18 protein-coding genes, 1 pseudogene and 1 riboswitch are annotated in these 22,096 nt (G+C 65.0%); of the genes and pseudogenes, 10 read left to right on the forward strand and 9 right to left on the reverse strand.

Annotated features, from left to right (window positions below; genetic code table 11):
- The coding region (locus HDG37_RS38885) for a hypothetical protein (protein ID WP_221312216.1) at nucleotides 1–277 on the forward strand (277 nt) is incomplete at its 5' end.
- A 136-nt stretch (nucleotides 278–413) separates the two neighbouring features.
- Here HDG37_RS38885 and HDG37_RS32320 read toward each other — a convergent pair.
- Nucleotides 414–1,154 carry a CbtA family protein gene (locus HDG37_RS32320; RefSeq protein ID WP_184054773.1) on the reverse strand — a complete coding sequence of 247 codons (741 nt, stop codon included), beginning with the start codon at nucleotides 1,152–1,154 and terminating at the stop codon, nucleotides 414–416.
- Nucleotides 1,155–1,165: 11 nt separating this feature from the next.
- Nucleotides 1,166–1,387 carry a CbtB-domain containing protein gene (locus tag HDG37_RS32325; RefSeq protein ID WP_184011521.1) on the reverse strand — a complete coding sequence of 74 codons (222 nt, stop codon included), beginning with the start codon at nucleotides 1,385–1,387 and terminating at the stop codon, nucleotides 1,166–1,168.
- A 41-nt stretch (nucleotides 1,388–1,428) separates the two neighbouring features.
- Nucleotides 1,429–1,576, reverse strand: a riboswitch (cobalamin riboswitch).
- A 70-nt stretch (nucleotides 1,577–1,646) separates the two neighbouring features.
- On the opposite strand from HDG37_RS32325, the gene HDG37_RS32330 reads away from it, so the two are divergent.
- The gene (locus HDG37_RS32330; RefSeq protein ID WP_184054775.1) at nucleotides 1,647–2,267 is read left to right on the forward strand and encodes a histidine phosphatase family protein; all 621 of its coding nucleotides are present in this window, start codon (nucleotides 1,647–1,649) and stop codon (nucleotides 2,265–2,267) included.
- Nucleotides 2,268–2,280: 13 nt separating this feature from the next.
- On the opposite strand, the gene HDG37_RS32335 is transcribed toward HDG37_RS32330, so the two are convergent.
- Nucleotides 2,281–2,721: a hypothetical protein gene (locus HDG37_RS32335; RefSeq protein ID WP_184054777.1), complete on the reverse strand. Its 441-nt coding sequence runs from the start codon at nucleotides 2,719–2,721 to the stop codon at nucleotides 2,281–2,283.
- Between the two features lie 197 nt (nucleotides 2,722–2,918).
- Between HDG37_RS32335 and HDG37_RS32340 the strand changes: the two genes are divergently transcribed.
- The 7 genes and pseudogenes from HDG37_RS32340 (at nucleotide 2,919) to HDG37_RS32370 (ending at nucleotide 11,966) form a co-directional block, all read left to right on the forward strand.
- Entirely contained in the window at nucleotides 2,919–4,436 is a 1,518-nt protein-coding gene (locus tag HDG37_RS32340; RefSeq protein ID WP_184054779.1) for an ATPase domain-containing protein, read from the forward strand.
- 3 nt (nucleotides 4,437–4,439) lie between these two features.
- Nucleotides 4,440–6,097, forward strand: a pseudogene (locus HDG37_RS32345) (ATP-binding protein).
- 206 nt (nucleotides 6,098–6,303) lie between these two features.
- Entirely contained in the window at nucleotides 6,304–7,008 is a 705-nt protein-coding gene (locus HDG37_RS32350) for a MarR family winged helix-turn-helix transcriptional regulator (RefSeq protein WP_184054781.1), read from the forward strand.
- A 6-nt stretch (nucleotides 7,009–7,014) separates the two neighbouring features.
- A complete protein-coding gene (locus HDG37_RS32355) occupies nucleotides 7,015–9,117 on the forward strand; it encodes an FUSC family protein (protein WP_184054783.1) in 2,103 nt (700 codons plus the stop codon).
- A 70-nt stretch (nucleotides 9,118–9,187) separates the two neighbouring features.
- Entirely contained in the window at nucleotides 9,188–9,397 is a 210-nt protein-coding gene (locus HDG37_RS32360; protein WP_090808477.1) for a DUF1656 domain-containing protein, read from the forward strand.
- Entirely contained in the window at nucleotides 9,394–10,401 is a 1,008-nt protein-coding gene (locus HDG37_RS32365; RefSeq protein WP_184054785.1) for an HlyD family secretion protein, read from the forward strand. Before HDG37_RS32360 ends, HDG37_RS32365 begins: the two co-directional genes overlap by 4 nt.
- Nucleotides 10,398–11,966, forward strand: a complete 1,569-nt coding sequence (locus tag HDG37_RS32370; protein WP_184054787.1) for an efflux transporter outer membrane subunit — start codon at nucleotides 10,398–10,400, stop codon at nucleotides 11,964–11,966. The genes HDG37_RS32365 and HDG37_RS32370 overlap by 4 nt, the downstream gene beginning before the upstream one ends.
- Before the next feature lie 214 nt (nucleotides 11,967–12,180).
- Here HDG37_RS32370 and HDG37_RS32375 read toward each other — a convergent pair whose 3' ends face one another.
- The 6 genes from HDG37_RS32375 to xylA form a co-directional block, all read right to left on the reverse strand.
- On the reverse strand, nucleotides 12,181–12,642 hold the full coding sequence (locus tag HDG37_RS32375) for a (2Fe-2S)-binding protein (protein ID WP_090808471.1): 462 nt from the start codon (nucleotides 12,640–12,642) through the stop codon (nucleotides 12,181–12,183).
- Between the two features lie 55 nt (nucleotides 12,643–12,697).
- The gene (locus HDG37_RS32380; protein WP_184054789.1) at nucleotides 12,698–14,968 is read right to left on the reverse strand and encodes a xanthine dehydrogenase family protein molybdopterin-binding subunit; all 2,271 of its coding nucleotides are present in this window, start codon (nucleotides 14,966–14,968) and stop codon (nucleotides 12,698–12,700) included.
- 290 nt (nucleotides 14,969–15,258) lie between these two features.
- On the reverse strand, nucleotides 15,259–16,458 hold the full coding sequence (locus tag HDG37_RS32385) for a sugar ABC transporter permease (RefSeq protein ID WP_184054791.1): 1,200 nt from the start codon (nucleotides 16,456–16,458) through the stop codon (nucleotides 15,259–15,261).
- The gene (gene xylG / locus HDG37_RS32390; protein ID WP_184054793.1) at nucleotides 16,455–18,014 is read right to left on the reverse strand and encodes a D-xylose ABC transporter ATP-binding protein; all 1,560 of its coding nucleotides are present in this window, start codon (nucleotides 18,012–18,014) and stop codon (nucleotides 16,455–16,457) included. The genes HDG37_RS32385 and xylG overlap by 4 nt, the downstream gene beginning before the upstream one ends.
- A 93-nt stretch (nucleotides 18,015–18,107) precedes the next feature.
- Nucleotides 18,108–19,136 (reverse strand): D-xylose ABC transporter substrate-binding protein, encoded by a 1,029-nt coding sequence (gene xylF, locus HDG37_RS32395; protein WP_184054795.1) that lies wholly within the window; start codon nucleotides 19,134–19,136, stop codon nucleotides 18,108–18,110.
- Between the two features lie 131 nt (nucleotides 19,137–19,267).
- Entirely contained in the window at nucleotides 19,268–20,590 is a 1,323-nt protein-coding gene (xylA, locus tag HDG37_RS32400; protein ID WP_184054797.1) for a xylose isomerase, read from the reverse strand.
- A 270-nt stretch (nucleotides 20,591–20,860) separates the two neighbouring features.
- Here xylA and HDG37_RS32405 point away from each other — a divergent pair, with 270 nt between their 5' ends.
- Nucleotides 20,861–22,081 (forward strand): DNA-binding transcriptional regulator, encoded by a 1,221-nt coding sequence (locus tag HDG37_RS32405; protein ID WP_184054799.1) that lies wholly within the window; start codon nucleotides 20,861–20,863, stop codon nucleotides 22,079–22,081.
- Nucleotides 22,082–22,096: the final 15 nt, after the last annotated feature.

Consider the following 22,096-nt stretch of genomic DNA (forward strand, 5'->3'; position numbering starts at 1 on the left):
GTTAGTTTTTAAAGATCGGTCCGCCAAACCCGCCGCGCCTGAACCACCACTACCCGGCACTGCTTCGTTTGCGTCGCTGCGTCTGCAGCAGAGAAACGAGATTATGGAGAGCGGTCGACAACACGTCAATACCCGTCTCACAATTTATTTTAAAAAGTTGAAGAGCTTAAAAATTGAGCAGCGCCGCGTGCAACCTGAATTAGTTAGGCTTCCAATTGAATTCTCCGGAGCGCCGCGGCGAAAGGGAGAGATGAGTGGAGTTGCGAAAAGCCGTTAAGCAGCTTTTCCACAGAAAATGTTTGCAAGGCTGTGGATAACCGCTCCACAACCGCGGCAAGTGCTTGATCCAAAACCATTCTCGCGCGTTGCGCGCGAAGCATGGCCGCTTGCGCGGCCACGCGTCACCGTCACAATCAGGCGGACTTCATCGTCACCCGCGCATTCGTACGCATAAAAGCGCTGCGCTCGACCATCGCGCCGAACAGCAGCCCGATCGTCGTCCACATGACCACCTGCATGCCGATCGCCGCGACGCGGAACTTCCACAGCAGCACAGCCGGGAACGCGGCCGGCACTTCATTGATGACCGGCATCGACAGTTGCACGGCCGCGATGACCACGACGAACAAGAGCCCCGCGACGATCGAACCATTCCACGCACCCAGCTTCGCCGCCGCGCGACGCCGCACCTTCAGCGAAAACACCATCGTCGCGAGCGAAATCGCGATCATTAGAAAGAACAGGCCCGTGCGCGTGCCGATCGTCTCCGGATCACCGACCGACGGCGGATTGGCCGGATACTTGATATTCGGCACGATCACGAGCGTGATGAACGCGCCAAGCGCGAGCCACGCGGACAGCGCGCGCACGCTCAACGTACCCGCGCGTCCATACGCATACGCAAACACCAGCGAGAACAGGCCGCCAAATGCCGCGCCATACGTGACCACGCCAGTCAGCAGGCCGAGGCCAGCCTGCGTCTGACGGCTCACGATTTCGGGCTCGGGCGCCTCGCCGCGCGCGGCGGCCGCTTTTTCTTCGAATGAAATGGCCTGATCGACCTGTGGTTCGCCGACGATTCGCGCGAACGCGAACGTGAGCAAGCCCGCGACGATGCCCGCGAGCATCCCGCGCACCAACAATTTACCTACCATGTCGAACTCCGTTAGTGGCAGGGAAAGCCGAGCAGATGACGGCCGTCGTGCACGAACTCATGCACGTACATGCCGGGCACGAGCGACGTCGCGCCCTGTTCCGCACCAACGAAGTAAAGCGCGAGCAACAGCAGCAACCCACCGAACACGACCCACGGCAGCAGTTCGCGCAAAGGTATGGGAGTGGGCTGGGCCGCCGGTTGCGCGGCGCGATCAAGAACAGCTTCGGTCATGATGGACATCTCCTGGGGTGACGCGCCCCGAAAGTCGATTGCAGAGGAATGGTGCGAAGTTCAGGTCTGGCTTTCGGCTCTTGTGGATTGCAATGCCGATTACAGTGGCGCGACCGCGCCGGGCTCTCACCGGCTTCCGTGCTTCGCAGTGTCAGTATTCTACGCGCTAAACTGCGGCTTCCGTGACGGCGAGGGCTACCTCGCAACGCGCGCCGATGAAACCTCGCAGGCAAGTGCGAATGGAGCGCCAACGCAAAGAATGGATACGCGACTATTACTGCTGAGCCACGCGGCAACGGCCGCGCAGCGCGCGGGCCGCTTCCCTGCCGACGATCCGCTCGACGCGCGCGGTCGCGCCGAAGCCGAAGCGGCGCGACCGCGTCTCGCGCTTCCCGCCGACGGCGCCGTGTTCACCAGCCCCGCCGCCAGCGCGCGCGAAACGGCCGCCGCTCTCGGTCTGAGCGCCACGCCTGTCGACGCATTGGCGGATATCGACTATGGCAAATGGCGCGGCCAGCGCCTCGCTGACATTGCCGACGCAACGCCCCGCGAACTCGCCGCCTGGACACGCGAGCCCGACGCCGCGCCGCCCGGCGGCGAATCGTTCGGTCAACTCGTGCAGCGAGTTGGAGAGTGGCTCGACGCGCAGCAGGCAGACGTGCGTTCATGCAATGCCGTCAACGAAGCAAGCTTCGCGGCCTTTGCGCACAGTCGAACCATCGTCGCCATCACCCACACGACTCTGCTGCGAGCGGCAATCGTGCACGCCCTCGGCGCATCGCCAACCGTGTTCTGTCGCATCGAGATCGCGCCGCTGTCGGTCGTCGAATTACGCCACTCGCGACGCGGCTGGTCGTGGTGGCCGGCCGCCAGCGCCTGAACGGCACCGCCGCTTACCTGCCCGACACCACGAGCCGCAACCGGTTGGACCCCTCGGGCGTCAGGGCGATTTCGGTGCGTCGATCCTTCGCGCCGAGATAAAAGTGCTGACGTCCCGGCGAATTCTGATCGTGCGTTGCATCGGGCAGGCACGACGCGACGTCGGCCGCGACCGCTTCCAATGCATCCGCGTTCGAGCCCGCCGCCTGATGCGGCGTCCACGTGCACTGGAAACTTCGATGCGCGGCCGAACATTGCGCGTCATCGCCATCAGGTTGCGCAACGCCTTTGCCGTCGTCGGGTGTCAGCGAGGCGAAGCCGTCCGGCGCCGCGGCCACGATCCGTTTGAGCGCACCGCAAGGTGTGGGGCTATCGTCGGCGGATGCACTGACCGGCAGCAGCGCAACGAGCGATGCCGCGGTAAGCGCGATAGCGGAAAGTCGATAGGTTTTCATGGTGTGCGTGAAGCTTCCCAAGTGCTGCTGAAGAAAAACTCGCAGGGAGCCACCTTTAACAGCACGCTTCATGCCCATGCGCACGAGGCCCGAGCACGCAGGCAATGCACGACGGCACACAAATTGCGTAGCGCCATACCGGCCGCGACATCGCGCCCGTTTCGATCAAAGCCACTGCCGACGTCATTTCAACCATCATGTCGACCACTACCGCCGCCCCTACCCCCGCCCGCATATCGTCGGGCATCGAAGGCATCGACGACATCCTCGGCGGTGGCCTTACGCCGAACCGCATGTACCTCGTGGAGGGCGTGCCAGGCACGGGTAAGACCACCCTCGCGTTGCAATTCTTACTCAAGGGCCTGCACGAAGGGCAGACCGGCCTTTATGTCGCGCTGTCCGAAACCCGTGCTGAACTGCTCGCGATCGGCGCGAGCCATGGCTGGGATCTGAGCCGTTTCGCGATACTGGAGCAACTGCCCGAAAAAGGGCTCGAACCGCAATACGAACAGACCGTGCTGCACCCGGCCGAGGTCGAACTCGGCGAAAGCGTGCGCAACGTGATCGAGCACGTCGACGAACTGAAGCCGGCGCGCGTCGTCCTGGACAGCCTGTCCGAACTACGTCTGCTGGCGGAGAACCCATTGCGCTACCGTCGGCAGATTCTCGCGCTCAAGCACCATTTCTCGACGCGCGAATGCACGGTGCTGCTGCTCGACGACACGTCGGCCAGCACCTCCGGCATTCAGCTTCACAGCATCGTGCACGGCGTGATCAGCCTCGAAAACGTCGCTCATGATTACGGCGGCAATCGCCGCCGTCTGCGCATCGCGAAGATGCGCGGCATCAAGTTCCGCGAGGGCTATCACGACTTCACGCTGAACACCGGCGGTCTGCGCGTCTATCCGCGCCTGGTCGCCGCCGAGCATCACAGCGAATTCGGCACGAGCCCGATGAGCACCGGCACGCCCGGCCTCGACGCGCTGCTCGGCGGTGGCCTCGTCCCCGGCACCAATTCGCTGATCATCGGCCCGTCGGGGGTCGGCAAAACCACCACCGTCGTGTCGTGCCTGCTTGCCGCACTCGAACGCGGCGAGCGTTGCGCGTGCTACGTATTCGACGAAACGCTCAGCACGCTGTTCACACGCTGCGCGACGCTCGGCATGGATCTCGCGCCGCACGTCGAAAGCGGTCTGCTGATGCTGCGCCAGATCGATCCCGCGGAAATCTCGCCGGGCGAGCTGTCGAGCGACGTGCGCAACGCGGTCGAAAACGAGCACGTGCGCTATGTCGCGGTCGACAGCCTGAACGCCTATCTGCAGGCGATGCCCGGCGAGCGCTACCTGCTGCTGCACATGCACGAATTGCTCGGCTATCTGAATCAGCAGGGCGTGGTCACGATGCTCGTGCTCGGGCAGCACGGCATCATCGGCGAAGTGCAGACCGAGGTCGACGTCAGTTATCTGAGCGACGTGGTCGTGCTGTTCCGCTATTTCGAGCACCACGGCGAAGTGCTGACGGCAATAACCGCCGTCAAGAGCCGCGCGAACGATCATGAACGCACGATCCGCCAGTTCCGCCTCGGCACCGAAGGCGTCGAGGTCGGCGAAGCACTGCGCGACTTCGAGGGCGTGCTGTCGGGCCTGCCCTTGTATCGCGGCAGCACCGCGATGCTCGGCGCGACGAACCATCTGATCGATACGTCAGGACAGTGAGCGATGGAGCAGCGTGTCCTCATCCTCGCACCGTTCGGCCGCGACGCCGAAGTGATCACCGCCGTGCTGCACAATGACGCACGCGCCTGCGTGAGCTGCGACGACGCCGACGCGCTCACCACCGAGCTCGACGTCGGCGCGGGCACCGCGCTGCTCACCGAGGAAGCGCTCGCGAACGGCCACGGTTCGAGCCTCTATGCGTGGCTCGAACGGCAGCCCGCATGGTCCGACTTCCCGTTCATCCTGCTCGCCGCCCGCAGCATCGGCCATCGATCCGCGCGCGGGCTCGAAGTGCTCGAACGGCTCGGCAACGTAGTGGTGCTCGAACGTCCGCTCAATTCGGAAACGTTGCGGCGCGCGATCGCGTCGTCGTTGCGGGCCCGCGGACGGCAATATGAATCGCGAAGGCTGCTTGCCGAGCGCATCGAGGCACAGGACGCGCTGGAGCAGCTGAACGATTCGCTGGAAAGCCGCATCGCCGCGCGCACGCACGAACTTGCGTCAGCCAACGACCGGCTGATGGCCGAGATCCACGAACGCGCGAAGGTTCAGGCCGTGCTCGTGCAATCGCAGAAGATGGAGGCGCTCGGTCAGCTGACCGGCGGCATCGCGCACGACTTCAACAATCTGCTGAACGTGATCATGGTCAACGCGGAACTGATCGCGCGCGTGAGCGGCGACGAACGCCTGCGCGGCATGGCGGCCACCGTCAAGCGCGCGACCGAGCGCGGCGCGAAACTGACTGGCCAGTTGCTGACTTTCTCGCGCAACAGCAACCCGAATCTGCAAGCGATCGACGTGGTCGCGCTGCTGCAGGGCATGCGCGACATCATCGCGGTGTCGCTCGGCTCGAGCATCCGCTATGACAACCACTTCGAGCGCACCGAAATGTGGACCCAGGCCGACGCAAATCAGCTCGAGCTCGCGGTGCTCAATCTCGCGATCAATGCGCGCGACGCGATGCCGGCCAGCGGGCGCCTCGACATCCACGTGACCCTGCGCGACGCGCCCGACCAGACGCTGAAGCATGGCCGCTACGTCGTGATCGAAGTCGCCGACACGGGCGAGGGCATTCCGCCCGACGTCGTGTCGCGCGTGTTCGATCCGTTCTTCACGACCAAGCCGATCGGCAAGGGCACGGGGCTAGGCCTGAGCCAGGTGTATGGCATCGCGAGGCAGGCGGGCGGCGCCGCGCGCATCTTCAGCGAAGAAGGTACCGGCACCACGGTGCAGATCTGGCTGCCGATGCGCGAGCGAGTGGCCGCGCACAGCGAAGCGGAGTCCGATGCGGAAGCGAACGCGGTCGGCGACAAGCGCGTGCTCGTGGTCGAGGACGACAGCGAAGTGCGCGCGATGCTCGTTGAATCGTTGCGCATGCTCGGCTACACGGTGACCGAGGCCGCCGACGGCCAGGCCGGCCTTGACCGCCTCGTCGACGATCATCCCGATCTGCTGATGGTCGACTTCGCGATGCCGGGCATGAACGGCATCGACGTGATCGCCGCGGCGCGCAAGCTTCGTGCCGATCTACCGTGGTCCTGGCAACCGGTTATGCGGACGTCGACATTGCCGATCTCGCGGTCAAGCATTGCACGATCCTGCGCAAGCCGTTTCAGCTCGACGATCTGGCGCGCACGGTGCGGATCGGGCTGCTCGCGTGAATCAAGCTCAAGTGAATCAGGTAGACCACCTGCATCAAAATGCCCATTGAATCGCGGCGCACCGCACACCCAACGATTCTGTAAGCCCACCTCCTGGCCACCGATTTAATGCCGCTGTCGCATTCGCGCCGCAGACTCCTCCGGTTCGGCCACGATTTCCAATTCAATAGTTTGCTAACGAATATTTTGGAAATACAATACCGGCCATGTCGAATCTCGATGCCCTGCGCCGCACCGTCAGCAGCACGCTGGTCGTCGCCGCCAGAAAGTGGCGGCGCACGAGTCATGGCGTGCTCGCGGCCTTCAACGTATCCGAAGCGTGCGCGACGCCGCTTCTGACCGCGAGCCGGCTCGGCTCGGCGGTGCGTCAGGTCACGCTCGCCGATCACATCGGCATCGAGGGGCCGTCCCTCGTGCGGCTGCTCGACCAGTTGTGCGCGGCCGGCCTGATGCGCCGCGACGAAGATCCCGAAGACCGCCGCGCGAAGACCGTCGTACTGACCGACGAAGGCCGCGCCGTCACCGCGAAGATGGAAGAGGAGCTGGTCACGTTGCGCGCGCAGGCGCTCAAAGGCGTATCGCGCGACGATCTCGAAGCCGCCCTGCGCGTGCTCGGCGCATTCACGGCCGATGCCGCCGGACGCGCCGAAGCGGGAAGCGTCGAGCGCGACACGCGTCACGAACGCGCGCAGCCGGTGCGCCCGGAATCCGTCAGGCACGAGGCGACGAAGCGCACCTCGTCGGCGAAGCGCGAGCCCGCCAAAGGCGAGGCGCTTGCCAGCAAGGTCAAACGGACGAGCGGCAAAAGCGCTGCCAAAACGGCCGGCAAATCACGCGGCACCGCCAAGGCGCGCAAGTCCGCGAGGAGCGGCGCGCGAGCCACCGCGCCGCACAACGCCGATTCCGCGTAACGGTTCATGGTCTATCCCACTCTCCGCGACTGGCTGTTTTCCGTCAAAACGTTCGCCGCGGCCATGCTCGCGCTTTACATCGGCCTCGCGTTCGAACTGCCGCGGCCGTACTGGGCGATGGCGACCGTCTACATCGTGTCGAACCCGTTCGTCGGCGCGACCCGCTCGAAGGCGATCTATCGTGCGCTGGGCACTGCGCTCGGCGCGTCGGGCGCGGTGCTGCTGGTGCCGCCGTTCGTCGAATCGCCGTACCTGTTCAGCGTGGTCGTCGCGGCGTGGATCGGCACGATGCTCTACCTCGCGGTGTCCGACCGCACCGCGCGCAGCTACGTGTTCATGCTGGCCGCCTATACGATGCCGATCATCGCGCTGCCGTCGGTGACGAATCCGACCGGCGTCTTCGATCTCGCCGTGAGCCGGACCGAAGAGATCATTCTCGGCATCGTCTGCGCGAGCATCGTCGGCAGCGCGGTGTTTCCGAGCCGGCTCGCGCCGACGATCATCGAGCGCACCGACGCATGGTTTCGCGACGCCGCGTTCTACGCGACCGAAACGCTGTCGGGCCGCATCGCAAGCTCGGCGATTTCCGGCGCCCGGCAACGACTCGCGAGCACGATCAACGGTCTCGAACTGCTGCTGAGCCAGCTCGCCTACGATCACACGCGGCCCGACGTCCTCGCGCGCGCGCATGAACTACGTGGCCGCATGCAACTGCTGCTGCCGATCATGTCGTCGCTCGCCGATCCGCTGCTCGCGCTCTACAACAACGGCCCGCAACACTGGCCCGAAGGACTTCAGACGCTGATCGACGACGTCATCAAGTGGTTCAACCAACCGCTGCCCGCGCCGAGCGAGGGCTATCACGCGGACGAGACCGCCAACGCGCTGCGCGCGCGCGTCGCCGCGATGCATCCGCCCGCCGCCGCGCTCGCGCATTGGGACGGTGCGCTGCTGTCGAATGCACTGTGGCGCCTCGCGCAAGCGATCGACGTGTGGCAAGACTGCCGCTCGCTGCGCATCATCATCACGCGCGAGGAAGGTTCGTGGCGGCCGCATTTCCGTCACTGGCGGCTCGGCGGCACCGAGCGCTTCTACGATCGCGGCATGATGCTGTTCGCGACCGTGTCGGCGGCCGCGGCTGTGGTGCTCGCGTGCGCGCTTTGGATCGGCTCGGGCTGGAACGACGGCGCGAGCGCGGTCACGCTCGCGGCGGTCGCCTGCTGCTTCTTCGCCGCGCTCGACGAACCCGCGCCGTTCGTGTTCCGCTTCTTCCTCGCGACTGGCGTCGCCGTCGTGGCCGCGGGTCTCTATCTGTTCGTCGTGCTGCCGCAGGTGCACGACTTCGCGATGCTGGTGATCCTGTTCGCCGCGCCGTTCATTCTGGTCGGCACGCTGATTCCGCGCCCGCAGTTCAACATGGTGACGGTGCTGGTCGCGGTGAACACGGCCACCTTCATCAGCATTCAGGACGCGTACGACGCGAACTTCCTGACGTTCCTGAACGCCAACCTCGCGGGCCTCTCCGGCCTGCTCTATGCATACCTGTGGACCCGTGCAACGCGCCCATTCGGCGCCGAGCTGGCCGCGGCGCGCCTGTTGCGCTCGAGCTGGGCCGACGTCGCGCTGAGCGCGTCGACGCGGCCGATCGAAGATCCGCGCAATCTCGCCGCGCGCATGCTCGACCGGCTGATGCAATTGATCCCGCGCCTCGCGGCCACCGACGACCACCGCCACCCGTCGATCGAGAGCTTCCGCGATCTGCGCATCGGGTTCAACGCGCTGGACCTGCGCCGCCTCACACGCAAGCTCGGCGGCGAAGCGGCCGGCGCGATCGACCATGTTCTCGATGGAGTGCGTACATACTACGAGAGCTGCATCGATCGACGCCACCGCGTTCCGGTGCCGGACAGCCTGATGTCGTTGATCGACGTGGCCGTCGCGCGCGTCACCGCGCAGGGGCTCGCCAATGCCGCGGCGCCGACCGAGACCTCGCAGACCTCGGCGCGTCAGTTGCGCGATGCGCTGCACGCGCTGGTCGGCTTGCGTCTTTCGCTGTTTCCGGCGACCCTCACGAAACCAACGCCGACCGAACCGGAGGCCGCCGCGTGATGCACCCATTCTTGCGCCCCTGCTTGCGCCCGCCTGCGCGCCCCGCCTCCCCCTTTTCCCAGTTCCCGCGATGATCGGTGAAATCGATATCTTCGGCGTGTTCGTACCGTCCGTGCTGGTGCTGATGTTGATCGCGTATCTGATCAACCTCGGCATTCGCACCGCGCTCGATTACACCGGCTTTTACCGCTTCGTCTGGCATCGCTCCATCTTCGATCTCGGCGTCTATGTGCTGGTGCTGGGCCTTGTCGTCGTCGTTTCGCACAGACTAATAACGTGAAAAAAACCTGGTTCTCCGTCGGTCAGATCCTGCTGACCCTGATCGTCGTAGTGGTCGCAGCATTGGTGCTGTGGAAACTCGTCAACTACTACATGTTCGCGCCGTGGACCCGCGACGGGCGCGTACGCGCCGACGTGATCCAGGTCGCGCCCGACGTGTCGGGACTGATTTCGTCGGTCGAGGTCATGGACAACCAGCAGGTCAAGCAGGGCCAGGTGCTGTTCAGGATCGATCAGGCGCGCTACACGCTCGCGTTGCGTCAGGCCGAGGCAACGGCGCAGCAGCGCCGCGCGACGCTCGATCAGGCCCGCCGCGAATACGCGCGCAATCGTCAGCTCGGCAACCTCGTCGCCGCCGAAGTACTCGAAGAAAGCCGCTCGCGCGTCGAGGCGGGCGAAGCCGCGCTCGCCGACGCGAACGTCGCGATCGACACCGCGAAGCTGAACCTCGAACGCTCGACGATCAAAAGCCCGGTAGACGGCTATCTGAACGACCGCGCGCCGCGCGCCGGCGAATTCGTCGCGGCCGGTCGCGCGGTGGTCGCGGTGGTCGACATGCATTCGTTCCGCGTCGACGGCTACTTCGAGGAAACCAAGCTGCGCGGCATCGACATCGGCCAGCCGGTCGACATCATCGTGATGGGCGAGCCGAAGCCGCTGCGCGGGCACGTGCAGAGCATCGTCGCCGGTATCGAAGACCGCGACCGCACGCAAAGCGCCAATCTGCTGCCGAACGTGAACCCGGCGTTCAGCTGGGTGCGGCTCGCGCAGCGCATTCCGGTGCGGGTCGCGCTCGATGAAGTGCCCGCTGATTTCCGCCTGATCGCCGGGCGTACCGCGACGGTGTCGGTGCGTGACCTGTCGCCGCTCAGGAGACGAGCCGTGTCGGGCACGGGTGGCGCATCTGGCACGCTCGCCGCTTCGGCTGCGCCGGTGGCGCCGGGTTCGTCGGTGGCGTCCGGGTCCGCTGGGTCGGGCACCGCACCGTCGGGCGCGTCGCAATGAAGTTCGTGCGTACCTTGTCCTTGCTGGCGCCGCGCTTGCCGCTGCTGCCGCTGCTGCCGTTATTGCCGCTCACCATTGCGCTGAACGGCTGCATCAACGTCGGGCCGAACTACACGCTGCCGAAACAGGCGCTCGTCAATGCCCCGCTCGCGAACGGAGCGATCGAGGGCGCCGATCCGGCGCTGACGTCAACCCTCAATCTGCCGACCGTCTGGTGGAAGCTGTACGACGATCCGGTGCTGAACGGTCTGGTCGACCAGGCGTTGAAATCGAATACCGACCTGCGCGTCGCGACCGCGAATCTCGCGCGCTCGCGCGAGGCGCTGGGCATAGCGCAAGCGCAGGGCGGTTTTTCGGGCAACGCGTCGGTGGCGATCCAGCGCGCGCAGGAATCGGCCGAGCAATACCTGCTCTTCGAGAAACTGCCGGTCGCCAACCTGGGTGACATGGGCATCAACGTCTCGTACGAAATCGACCTGTTCGGCAAGCTGCGCCGCGGCGTCGAAGCGGCGGCGGCAGACACCGAGGCCGTGGAAGCCGCGGGCGACCTCGCGCGCATCACTGTCGTCGCGGACGTGGTGCGCTCGTACGTCGAACAATGCTCGGCGGCCGAGGAGCTGCGCATCGCGCAGCAATCGCTCGCGCTACAGAAGGAGCGCGTGGACGTGTCGCGCCGTCTGCGCGACGTGGGACGCGGAAACCAGACCGCGGTCACGAGCGGCCAGACTCAGGTCGAGACTCTGACGGCCGACATTCCGCGCTACACCGCGCGCCGCAAGATCGCACAATACCGGCTCGCGATGCTGCTCGCCCAGGCGCCGTCGCAATTGCCGCCGGCCGTGCTCGCCTGCGACCGGCTGCCGCAAATCCACCAGCCGATTCCGATCGGCGACGGCGCCGGGCTGCTGCGGCGACGCCCGGACGTGCACGAAGCCGAGCGTCGGCTCGCGGCATCGACGGCGCGCATCGGCGTCGCGACCGGGGCGCTCTATCCGAGCATCAGCATTGGCGCGTCGGCGGGCTTCACCGGCATTCTGGAAGACATTCCCACCTCGCCGACGGCGCGTTGGGCCTTCGGTCCGCTGATCAGCTGGACCTTCCCGGCCAATGGCGCGCGCCAACGGGTCCACGAAGCCGAAGCGTCGAGCCAGGTCGCGCTCGCGAAGTTCGACGGCGTGGTGCTGACCGCGCTGCGCGAAACCGAGACCAACCTCGCGACCTACGCGTCCGATTACGCGCGCGCCGAATCGCTGCGCGCGGCGCTGAAGTCGGCGGCGCAATCGGCGGATGAAACGCATCGGCTGTATCGCGCCGGGCGCGAGTCGTTCATCTCCGATCTCGACGCGACGCGCACGCTGACGGCCGCGAAGTCGCAGCTCGCGGCGGCGGAGGGCCAGGTGGCGATCGATCAGGTCAATCTGTTCCTGTCGCTGGGCGGCGGGTGGGAAGTTGGCGGGCAAAGCACGCCGGGTGAAACGCGGCCGCAGTTGAAGGCAACACCTGTCGCGGCCAAGCCGTCCGCGAAGTCGGGAGCGTCGACGGCCGCAACTGCGAAAGCGCCTTGATCGGCCGTCTTACGATTTATTTTTGACAATCTTTCTTTTTTCTTTCACTTTCGGTTAAATACGTGACACCACTTCACGCTACGGGGTCTCGTATGTCGCCATTCATGCAGGGTGCAGTCACGTTGGGCGGATGCATCGGTATCTTCACCGCGGTGGTCGCGGTGGTCGAAATGTTGGCGAATTGAGTTGGGCGGGCGGCGGACCGAAAGAGTGGCTAGCTGTTCCGCACTTTCGCCGCCGCCTGATGTATCGCCGCCCGTACCCGCGGATACGTGCCGCAACGGCACACCACCGGCGTCATCGCCTCGTCGATGTCGGCATCGGTCGGATCGGGCTTGTGCTTCAGCAACGCGCAAGCCGCCATCAATTGCGCGCTCTGGCAATAACCGCACTGCACCACATCGAGTTCGATCCACGCGGCCTTCAGCGCCTGCGCCTCGCGTCCCTGCAAACCCTCGATCGTCGTGATCTTCTGCGTATGCAGGCTCGACATCAACGTTTGGCACGCGAAGCACGCGGCATCGTCGAGATTGATCGTGCACGCGCCGCAGATGCCCACGCCGCAGCCGAACTTGGTGCCGGTCATGCCGAGATCGCAGCGCAGCACCCATAGCAGCGGCATGTCCGGGTCGGCATCGACCTTCACCTTGCGTCCGTTGATATTCAGTACCGCCATGCTTGCCTCCTGAGTCGCCGCGCTACACCGCAAGCTGTTGTTCATCCACCGTCCGTCATGCAAGCCGCAACGGCAGGGTCCGCAAACGCTGCCCCGTCAGTGCGAACACCGCATTGCCCACCGCCGGCGCGATCGGCGGCACGCCCGGCTCGCCGACACCTTGCGGGTGCAGCTGGCTCGGCATGATGTCGACTTCGATCGCAGGGCACCCGTTCATCCGCACGACCGGAAAGTCCACGAAGTTCTTCTGCTGCACCTGGCCGTTGACGATCGTGATCTCGTTCTGCAACGCGCTCGACAGCCCGAACACGATGCCGCCTTCCATCTGCTGACGGATCAAGTTCGGATTCACCGGCAAGCCGCAATCGATCACGCACACCACCCGATGCACGCGAATCTGCCGGTTCGCGCCGATCGACACCTCCGCGACCTGCGCGACCACGCTGCCGAACGCCTCGTGCAACGCGACGCCACGAGCGCAACGCGCGCCATCGGCGGCGGGTTTTAGCGGACGCCCCCAGTCGGACAACTTCTCGACACGCTTCAGGACCGCCAGATGACGCGGATGCTGCGCGAGCAGCATCGCGCGAAACGCGATCGGGTCCTGGCCGGCCGCGGCGGCGGCTTCGTCGGTGAAGCTCTCGGTGAAGAAGGCCTGATGCGAGTGGCCGACCGAGCGCCAGAAGCCGATCGGCACCGGTAATTCGACTATCTTGTGCGACACGCGCGCGGCCGGCCACTCGTAGGGCTGATCGAACGCGCCTTCGCAGGTGGTCTTGTCGATCGGGATGTGCGGCACGCCGTAGTAACGCGCGAGCGCATCCGGCACGATCGCCTGACCCGCCGACTTCGCGTGCCAGGCGACCAGCTTGCCGTGCTCGTCGAAGCCGGCCTGAAGCCGTGCCGCGCATGCGGGCCGGTAGAAGTCGTGCGTGAAGTCCTGCGCGCGCGACCAGATGGTTTGCACCGGACGGCCATCGGCCTCGCGCGCGATCGCCGCGGCCTGCGCGACGAAATCGAGTTCGAGGCGCCGGCCGAACGCGCCGCCCAACAACTGCGTCTGTACATCGACGAGATCGACGTCGAGGCCGAGCACTTTCGCCGCATGATGCCGCGCGAGCCGCGGCATCTGCGTCGACACCCAGACGGTCGCTGCGCCGTCCGCGACCTGCACCGTGCAGTTCAGCGGCTCGACCGCGCCATGCGCGAGATACGGTGCGTGATAGACCGCTTCGATCGTGCGCGCCGCGCGACTCATCGCGTTGTCGACGTTGCCGACGTGGTAATACACGTGGCCATCCGTATGGTCGAGCGCTTCGACGAGGCGGCAGTCCACCGCAGCGCTCGACACCTTCGCGGCCGCGCCGTCATGCCAGGTCACGTTGATCGCCTCGACCGCGCTCATCGCGCGAAACGCGTTGTCCGCGATCACGGCCACGCCGCCGGTGCCGCCCGCGTACGGCGGCACGGCGAACGCCTTGATGAAGCCCCGTATCTTTTGCGCGGGCGTCGCGTCGAAATGCGCGACCGTGCCGCCGAGCGTCGGACACATCACGACGCTTGCATAGACCAAACCGTCGGGCAACACGTCGATGCCGAAGCGCGCCGCACCGTCGATTTTCGACGCGGCTTCGATGCGCCGCACGGACTGGCCGATCAGCCTGAAGTCGGCCGGCTGCTTCAGGACGACGCTGCGCGGCAGCGGCTGGCGCGCGGCCATCGACGACAACTCGCCGAACGTCGCCTTGTGCCCCGACGGGTGCAGCACGTAGCCCTTTTCCGCGCGGCATTCGCGGACCGGCACGTCCCAGCGCTCGGCCGCCGCCGCGATCAGCATCACACGCGCCGACGCGCCGGCCTCGCGCATCGGCGTCCAGAGATCGTTCATGCTCGAGGAGCCGCCCGTCATCATCGTGCCGATCTCACGCACTGCCTTGCTCGTGATCCACACGGTGCCGCGGCGGATGTAGCTGTCGTCGTCGGGGCGAAACGGCAGATCGTCGACGATGCTCTGCACCGCGTTGTAGATCCGGTCGATCGGCGCCTCTTCGACTTTCACCTGCGGCCAATCGGCGTCGAGTTCCTCGGCGAGCAGCATCGCAAGCCCCGTATGGATGCCCTGCCCCATTTCGGCCTTCGGCACCATGATCGTCACGCGGTTGTCGGCGTCGATCTTGACCCAGCCGTTCAGCGCGACCTGCGTGCCTTGCGTCGGCAGCGGCGTCGACGTCATCAGGCGCTGGCGCGGCGGCACCACGGCCCAGCCGACCAGCAGCCCGCCCAACGCACTGGCGCCGCCAAGCAGAAAGGTTCTGCGCGTCAACATGGCATGGCTCGCTCGGCTGGCTCGATGGTAGGAAAACGGCGACAGCGCCGATGCACCCGTCTTTGTCTGCGAATAGTAATAAGACGAATCGGCGAGCGTGAGACTTAAATGCGCGCGTGAACCTCGAGCGGCCGTGCGGCGTGGGAAGGCGGGGACTGAAAGCGGCGGGGGAAAGTCGTGGGGTGTTTCATTAACTGCGACCGCGCAGAGGCGGCGGTGTGCCGGCGTAAGTCACCGCCGGCACACCGCGAACCCTGCGCTTGATTCAATCAGGCGATCATGCGACCGGATCAACGGCGGTTCGAACCCGACACCACGTCGATCCACACGGCCAGCACGAGGATGCCGCCCTTCACGATCATCTGCCAGTACGCGTCGACGTCGAGCATGGACATGCCGTTGTCGAGGCTCGCCATGACGAGCGCGCCGATCAGCGCGCCATACACGGTGCCGGAGCCGCCGCGCATCGAGGTGCCGCCGATAAAGCACGCGGCGATCGCGTCGAGTTCGCCCATCGAGCCCGCCGACGGCGAACCCGCCGCGAGCCGCGCCGTGTTGACGATGCCGGCAAACGCGCACATCAGCCCCATCAGCGCGAAGATCGCGAGCTTCACGCGGTCGGTGTTGACACCCGACAGCCGCGTCGCTTCGAGGTTCGAGCCGACCGCGTAGATGCGGCGTCCGAACACGGTCTGCGTCGCGATCCATGTGAAGACGCCGAGCAGCGCGAGCAGCAGCAACACCGGCACCGGAATGCCGCCGTAACTGTCGAGCATCGCGATGAAGCCGGCGAGAATCGCGCCTGCGACGATCACCTTCGCGACGTCCTGCCAGAAAGGCACGACGCGCAACTGATAACGCTGCCGATTGGCGCGCTGGCGGATCGTCAGGAATGCCAGCAGCAGGAACAGCACGACGGCGAGCGTGTCGCCGGCGAGCCGCGGGAGGTAGCCCTGGCCGACGAACACGAAGCTGTCCGACACCGGCGCGATCGTCGACCCTCCGGTAATGCCGAGCAGAATGCCGCGATACGCGAGCATGCCGCCGAGCCCGACGATAAACGACGGCACGCGCCGATACGTCGACCACCAGCCGTTGAACACGCCGACCGCGATGCCGAGCAGCAGCACGACCGGAATCGTCACGCCGATCGGCCAGTGCCGGTTCACGTCGAGAATCGCCGCGACGCCGCCGAGCAAACCGAGCAGCGAACCGACCGACAGATCGATTTCACCGGCGATGATCACGAACACCATGCCGCATGCGAGCATGCCGGTAATCGACATCTGCCGCAGCAGATTCGACAGATTGCGCGGCGTGACGAACGCGCCGTGCGTGAGCGTCGAAAAGAAAATCCAGATCACGGCGACGGCGATCAGCAGCGCGAGAATCTTGTAGCGCGCGAACAGTTGCTGGATCCGTTGCGTGCCGCCGAATGCGCCTCGCGGCGCGGCGTTGTCGGTGCGTTGGGAAGTTACTTCGGGAGTCATGCGGCACTCGCTGCGGTTGGGTTCGAAGATAGATGCACGGGGCGGATCGCGGCGCCGAGAATGTCTTCCTGCGTGAGACCGTCGTTGATGAAGTCGCCGCGCAACTCGCCTTCGCCGATCACGAGCACTCGGTCGCTGATGCCGAGCACTTCCGGCAATTCGGACGACACCATCACGATCGACATGCCGCGCTGCGCAAGCTGGAAGATCAGCTTGTAGATCTCGTATTTGGCGCCGACGTCGACGCCGCGTGTCGGTTCGTCGAGAATCAGCACGGTCGGGTTGGTCAGCAGCATGCGCGTGAGCACGGCCTTCTGCTGATTGCCGCCCGACAGACTTGCAATCGATAACATCGGATTCGCGGCGCGCACCGAAAGCCGCTTCATTTCCGTCTGAATCGTGTCGAGTTCGGCCGCGGCATCGATACGTCCGCCCGACGCGAAACGCTGCAGCACCGCAAGCGTGATGTTATGACCGACGCTCATGCCGGGCACGATGCCGTGGCGTTTGCGATCCTCGGGAACCATCGCGATGCCGGCGCGAATCGCGTCGATCGGCGCGCGAATTTTCAGCGGCTTGCCGTCGAGCACGACGTGCGCCTCGCTGATGCCCGCATACGCGCCGAAGATCGCCTGCATCAGCTCGGTGCGGCCCGCGCCGACGAGCCCGGCGACACCGAGAATTTCGCCGCGCCGCAACGAGAACGACACGTCGTCCACGCGCTTGCGGCGCGGATTCGTCACGTCGAAACAGGTCACGTTGCGCGCTTCGAAGATCACGTCGCCGATCGGATGCGGCTCGCGCGGAAACAGGTTCTTGATCTCCCGGCCGACCATCAGCGAGATGATCCGCTCGGTCGTCAGCGCGTGCATCGGCTCGGTCGCGACATGGCGGCCGTCGCGAATCACGCTGATCGTGTCGCAGACGGCCGCGACTTCGTCGAGCTTGTGCGAAATGTACACGCAGGCAATGCCGCGCCGTTTCAGATCGCGCACGATATCGAGCAGAATCGCGATTTCGGAGGCGGTCAGCGACGACGACGGTTCGTCGAGGATCAGCAGCTTTGCGCGCTTGTTCAGCGCCTTCGCGATTTCGATCAGCTGCTGATGGCCGCCCCCGTAGTTCATCACGGGCTGCGCGGCGTTGATGCCGCTGATGCCGAGTTCGCGCAACAGTTCGTCGGCGCGCTGATACATCGCCGCGTAGTTCATGCGGCCGCCGGGCAGCGTGATTTCGTTGCCGAGAAAGATGTTTTCCGCGACCGACAACTCCGGCACGAGCATCAGTTCCTGGTGAATGATGATGATGCCCGCGCGTTCGGTGTCGCGTACGCTCGCGGCCTTCAGCGTCTGGCCTTCCCAGGTTATTTCGCCATCCCACGTACCGTGCGGATACACGCCGGACAGCACCTTCATCAGCGTCGATTTGCCCGCGCCGTTTTCGCCGCACAGGCCCACGCATTCACCCGGCGATACGGTCAGATCGATGCCGTCGAGCGCCTTCACGCCGGAAAAAGCTTTGACGATGCCGCGCATCGTCAGAACAGGTTGCGTCATTCGCTATGCCTCGCTGCAAGTTGGGCCAATGTTCGATCACGCTCCCGGGCGCGATGACCCGGGAGCGTGGCGTTCACATAGCCCGTCTCTGTGTTATTTGCTCGCGAGTTGCTCTTGCGTGTAGAAGCCGTCCTTCACGACGGTGTCGAGGTTCGCCTTGGTCAGCTTGGTCGGCTGCAGCAGCACCGTATCGACCTTCTTCTTGCCGTTGTCGTATTGCGCGTTGAACGCCGGCTTGTCACCCCTGGCAAGCGCGACCGACAGCTTCGCCGCTTCGCTCGCGATCAGCTTCAGCGGCTTGTAGACCGTCATCGTCTGCGTGCCGGCCGCCACGCGCTTCACGGCTGCGAGGTCGGCATCCTGACCCGAGATCGGTACCTTGCCCGCGAGGCCCTGCGCGGCGAGCGCCTGGATCGCGCCGCCCGCGGTGCCGTCATTCGACGCGACGACTGCGTCGATCTTGTTGTTGTTCGCGGTCAGCGCGTCTTCCATGATGCGCAGCGCGGTCGATGCGCTCCACTCCGGCACCCACTGCTGGCCGACCACCTTGATGTCACCCTTGTCGATCGCCGGTTGCAGCACCTTCAACTGGCCCTTGCGCAGCATCTTCGCGTTGTTGTCGGTCGGTGCGCCGCCGAGCAGGAAGTAGTTGCCCTTCGGCCGCACGTCATAGACGCCCTGCGCCTGCATCTCGCCGACCTTCTCGTTGTCGAACGAGATATAGGCGTCGATATCGGCGTCGAGAATCAGGCGGTCATACGACACGACCTTGATACCCGCTTTGCGTGCTTCGGCCACGACGTTGCCGAGCGTCTTCGAGTTGAACGGCACGATCACAATCACGTCGACGCCGCGCGAGATCAGGTTTTCGATCTGCGAGATCTGGCGCTCTTCGCTCGCATCGGCCGATTGCACCGACACCTTCGCGCCGAGCTTTTCCGCCGCGGCGACGAAATAGTCGCGATCGCGCGACCAGCGCTCGACGCGCAGATCGTCGATACAGAAGCCGATTTCCGGATGAGCCTTGCTGGCGTGCGCGAGCGGCGCGGCGAGCGACAGGCTGGCGAGTACCGCGCCGCACAACAGCGAACTCAGGACGTTACGACGCATTGCGAATTTCATTGATGTCTCCTTTTGTGTAGTGATAGCCGGAATACCGGACGTATCGGTCTGCGCTGCGAGCCGCAGACTCGGACAAGCGACAACCCACAGCTTGCTGGTGCGCGCGGTCGACGTGGCCGCGCGATCTTTATTCAACGTCCGCTATAAATCGCCTGATTTACGATGTTTTCCATGTGTTCCTGTTGCCCGCTCACATGCCGCGGATTCAGATCGCGCGCCAGCGTGTCCGCCGCAAGCGTCGACAGCGAGTAGTCGCCGGACAGGATCTTGCGGCCGAACTCGCCATCCCAGCCCGCGTAGCGTTGCCGCTTGAACTGCTCGAGGCGCTCGTTTTCGACCAGCACGGCGGCGCGTTCGAGGCCTAGCGCGAGGTTGTCGATCGCGCCGACGTGGCCATAAAACAGGTCTTCCGCATCGACACTCTGGCGCCGCACTTTCGCATCGAAGTTCATGCCGCCGCTCGTGAAACCGCCGTGGCGCAGGATCTCGTAGAAGGCCAGCGTGAGTTCCTCGACGCTGTTGGGAAATTGGTCGGTGTCCCAGCCATTTTGCGGATCGCCGCGATTCGCATCGACGCTACCGAAGATGCCGAGCGCAAATGCGGTCGCAATCTCGTGATGGAACGAGTGCCCCGCGAGCGTCGCGTGATTCGCCTCGATGTTGACGCGAATCTCCTTGTCGAGGCCGTGCTGCAGCAGAAAGCCGTGCACGGTCGCGACGTCGTGGTCGTATTGATGCTTGGTGGGCTCCTGCGGCTTCGGCTCGATCAGCAGCGCGCCCTTGAAACCGATCCGGTGCTTGTGTTCGACGACCATGTGCAGGAAGCGCGCGAACTGCTCGCGCTCGCGCACGAGGTCGGTGTTCAGCAGCGTGTCGTAGCCTTCGCGGCCACCCCACAACACGTAGTTTTCACCGCCGAGGCGCAGCGTCGCGTCGAGCGCATGACGCACCTGGGTCGCCGCAAAGGCGAAAACCTCCGGATTCGGATTGGTCGCGGCGCCGGCCGCGTAACGCGGATGCGAAAACAGATTCGCGGTGCCCCACAGCAATTTGACACCGGTATCCTGCTGCTTGCGCGCGAGGTAGTCGGACACGCGCAGGAAGTTCTCGCTGTATTCCTTCACGCTCGCGCCTTCGGGTGCGACGTCGGTATCGTGGAACGTGTAGTACGGCGTGCCGAGCTTCGAGAAGAATTCGAACGCGGCGTCGGCCTTTTGCAGCGCCCGCTCCATTGCGTCGCCGGGTTGCTGCCACGGCCGCCGGAACGTGCCCTGACCGAAGATATCGACACCGGGCCATACGAAGGTATGCCAGTAGCAGACGGCGATACGCAGATGTTCCTCGAGCGTCTTGCCGAGTACCTTCCTCGTTTTGTCGTAGTGACGGTACGCGAGCGGGTTGTCCGATTGCGGGCCTTCGTAACGGATCTCTGGAATGTGTTCGAAGTAGGACATCGGCGTCTCCAATGTATGGTGCATTGCAACCCACGCGAGAAGCCGCGCAGGCCGACAAAGTGACGCCATGCTGCCGCTTGCACGATGTGCCGGCAATTGCGAAATTGCGCAGCGCGCTTGATGTTTCTCACCGCCCGCGCGTTTGTTTACTGCCGTCGCGCGATTCGGCGCCTAGAATAACCAGACGCTTAAAAACGGGGTTGCTCCCAGGCACCCGACACAATGGAGACAAAGGCGCGTGGTCTATCGAGCCACCCGCCGCTCACCGCCATGACCCGTCCACAAGCACCTCAGACAACCCATCGCATTGCGCTGCTGTTCAACGCGAACAAGGTCTACGATCGCGAGATCATCACCGGCATCGGCAACTACCTGCTGTCGACGCGCGTCGCATGGGATCTCTTCCTCGAAGAAGACTTCCGCTGCCGGCTCGCGGGTATCCAGCGCTTCGACGGCGACGGCATCATCGCGGACTTCGACGATCCCGCCGTCGACGAAGCCCTGCGCGACTGTCCACTGCCGGTGGTCGCGGTCGGTTCGTCGTACGAGGAGCCGACGCAGTACCCCCCGGATTTACCCTATATCGCGACCGACAACAGCAAGCTCGTGTCGCTCGCGTACACGCACCTGATCGGCGCGGGCCTCGAAAACTTCGCGCTGTACAGCCTGCCGCAGGCGCAGGAAAACCGTTGGGCGCAACAGCGCGAACTCGCCTTCGCGAATCTGCGCAGCGCGGACGGACGCAGCGCGGCGCAGATCGATAGCGAGATCTATCGCGGTCTGTCGACGAGCGCGCCGTCCTGGAACCAGGCCATCGAACAGCTGACCACCTGGCTGCGGCAACTGCCGAAGCCGGTCGGCATCATCGCGGTGACCGACGCACGTGCGCGGCATTTGCTGCAGGCATGTCTGATCGCGGGCATTCCGGTGCCCGAGGAAGTCGCGATCATCGGCATCGACAACGATCCGCTCACGCGGACGCTGACGCGCATTCCGCTGTCGTCGGTGATCCAGGGCACCGAGGAAATGGGCCGTACCGCCGCGCATATCCTGCATCAGATGCTGCACGGCGCGCGCTTTCCGGGGCGCCGCATTCTGGTGCCGCCGGTCGGCATCAACGTGCTCGAATCGACGCGGCATCAGCCGCTCGCGAGTCCTTACGTGATGCGCGCCCGCCATTTCATTCGCCAGTACGCGTGCCAAGGCATCCGCACCGAGCAGGTGGCCGACTATGTGGGCGTGTCGCGTTCGTCGCTCGAAGAGTATTTCCGGCGCGAGCGTCAGTGCACCGTGCATCAGGAGATCCTGCGCCACAAGCTCGACGTCGCGAAGTCGCTGCTCGCGAAACGCGATGCGTCGAGCGCGGAAGTCGCGATCCGTTGCGGCTTCACGTCGCTGCAATACATGTACGCGGTATTTCGCCGCGAACTCGGCTGCACGCCGCGCGAATACCAGGAGCGCGTGGGCCCGAAGACCAAAACCGCTGGCTGAGCATGCTTTCCATTT

It is taken from the genome of Paraburkholderia sp. MM5384-R2 (genome assembly GCF_014201025.1).
GTDB classification, from domain to species: Bacteria; Pseudomonadota; Gammaproteobacteria; order Burkholderiales; family Burkholderiaceae; genus Paraburkholderia; species Paraburkholderia tuberum.

Bases quoted from the DNA above. Each gene is read 5' to 3' on its own strand.
- HDG37_RS32320 (WP_184054773.1), bottom strand. From the start codon at position 1,154: ATGGTAGGTAAATTGTTGGTGCGCGGGATGCTCGCGGGCATCGTCGCG.
- HDG37_RS32325 (WP_184011521.1), bottom strand. From the start codon at position 1,387: ATGACCGAAGCTGTTCTTGATCGCGCCGCGCAACCGGCGGCCCAGCCC.
- HDG37_RS32330 (WP_184054775.1), top strand. From the start codon at position 1,647: ATGGATACGCGACTATTACTGCTGAGCCACGCGGCAACGGCCGCGCAG.
- HDG37_RS32335 (WP_184054777.1), bottom strand. From the start codon at position 2,721: ATGAAAACCTATCGACTTTCCGCTATCGCGCTTACCGCGGCATCGCTC.
- HDG37_RS32340 (WP_184054779.1), top strand. From the start codon at position 2,919: ATGTCGACCACTACCGCCGCCCCTACCCCCGCCCGCATATCGTCGGGC.
- HDG37_RS32350 (WP_184054781.1), top strand. From the start codon at position 6,304: ATGTCGAATCTCGATGCCCTGCGCCGCACCGTCAGCAGCACGCTGGTC.
- HDG37_RS32355 (WP_184054783.1), top strand. From the start codon at position 7,015: ATGGTCTATCCCACTCTCCGCGACTGGCTGTTTTCCGTCAAAACGTTC.
- HDG37_RS32360 (WP_090808477.1), top strand. From the start codon at position 9,188: ATGATCGGTGAAATCGATATCTTCGGCGTGTTCGTACCGTCCGTGCTG.
- HDG37_RS32370 (WP_184054787.1), top strand. From the start codon at position 10,398: ATGAAGTTCGTGCGTACCTTGTCCTTGCTGGCGCCGCGCTTGCCGCTG.
- HDG37_RS32375 (WP_090808471.1), bottom strand. From the start codon at position 12,642: ATGGCGGTACTGAATATCAACGGACGCAAGGTGAAGGTCGATGCCGAC.
- HDG37_RS32380 (WP_184054789.1), bottom strand. From the start codon at position 14,968: ATGTTGACGCGCAGAACCTTTCTGCTTGGCGGCGCCAGTGCGTTGGGC.
- HDG37_RS32385 (WP_184054791.1), bottom strand. From the start codon at position 16,458: ATGACTCCCGAAGTAACTTCCCAACGCACCGACAACGCCGCGCCGCGA.
- xylG (WP_184054793.1), bottom strand. From the start codon at position 18,014: ATGACGCAACCTGTTCTGACGATGCGCGGCATCGTCAAAGCTTTTTCC.
- xylF (WP_184054795.1), bottom strand. From the start codon at position 19,136: ATGAAATTCGCAATGCGTCGTAACGTCCTGAGTTCGCTGTTGTGCGGC.
- xylA (WP_184054797.1), bottom strand. From the start codon at position 20,590: ATGTCCTACTTCGAACACATTCCAGAGATCCGTTACGAAGGCCCGCAA.
- HDG37_RS32405 (WP_184054799.1), top strand. From the start codon at position 20,861: ATGACCCGTCCACAAGCACCTCAGACAACCCATCGCATTGCGCTGCTG.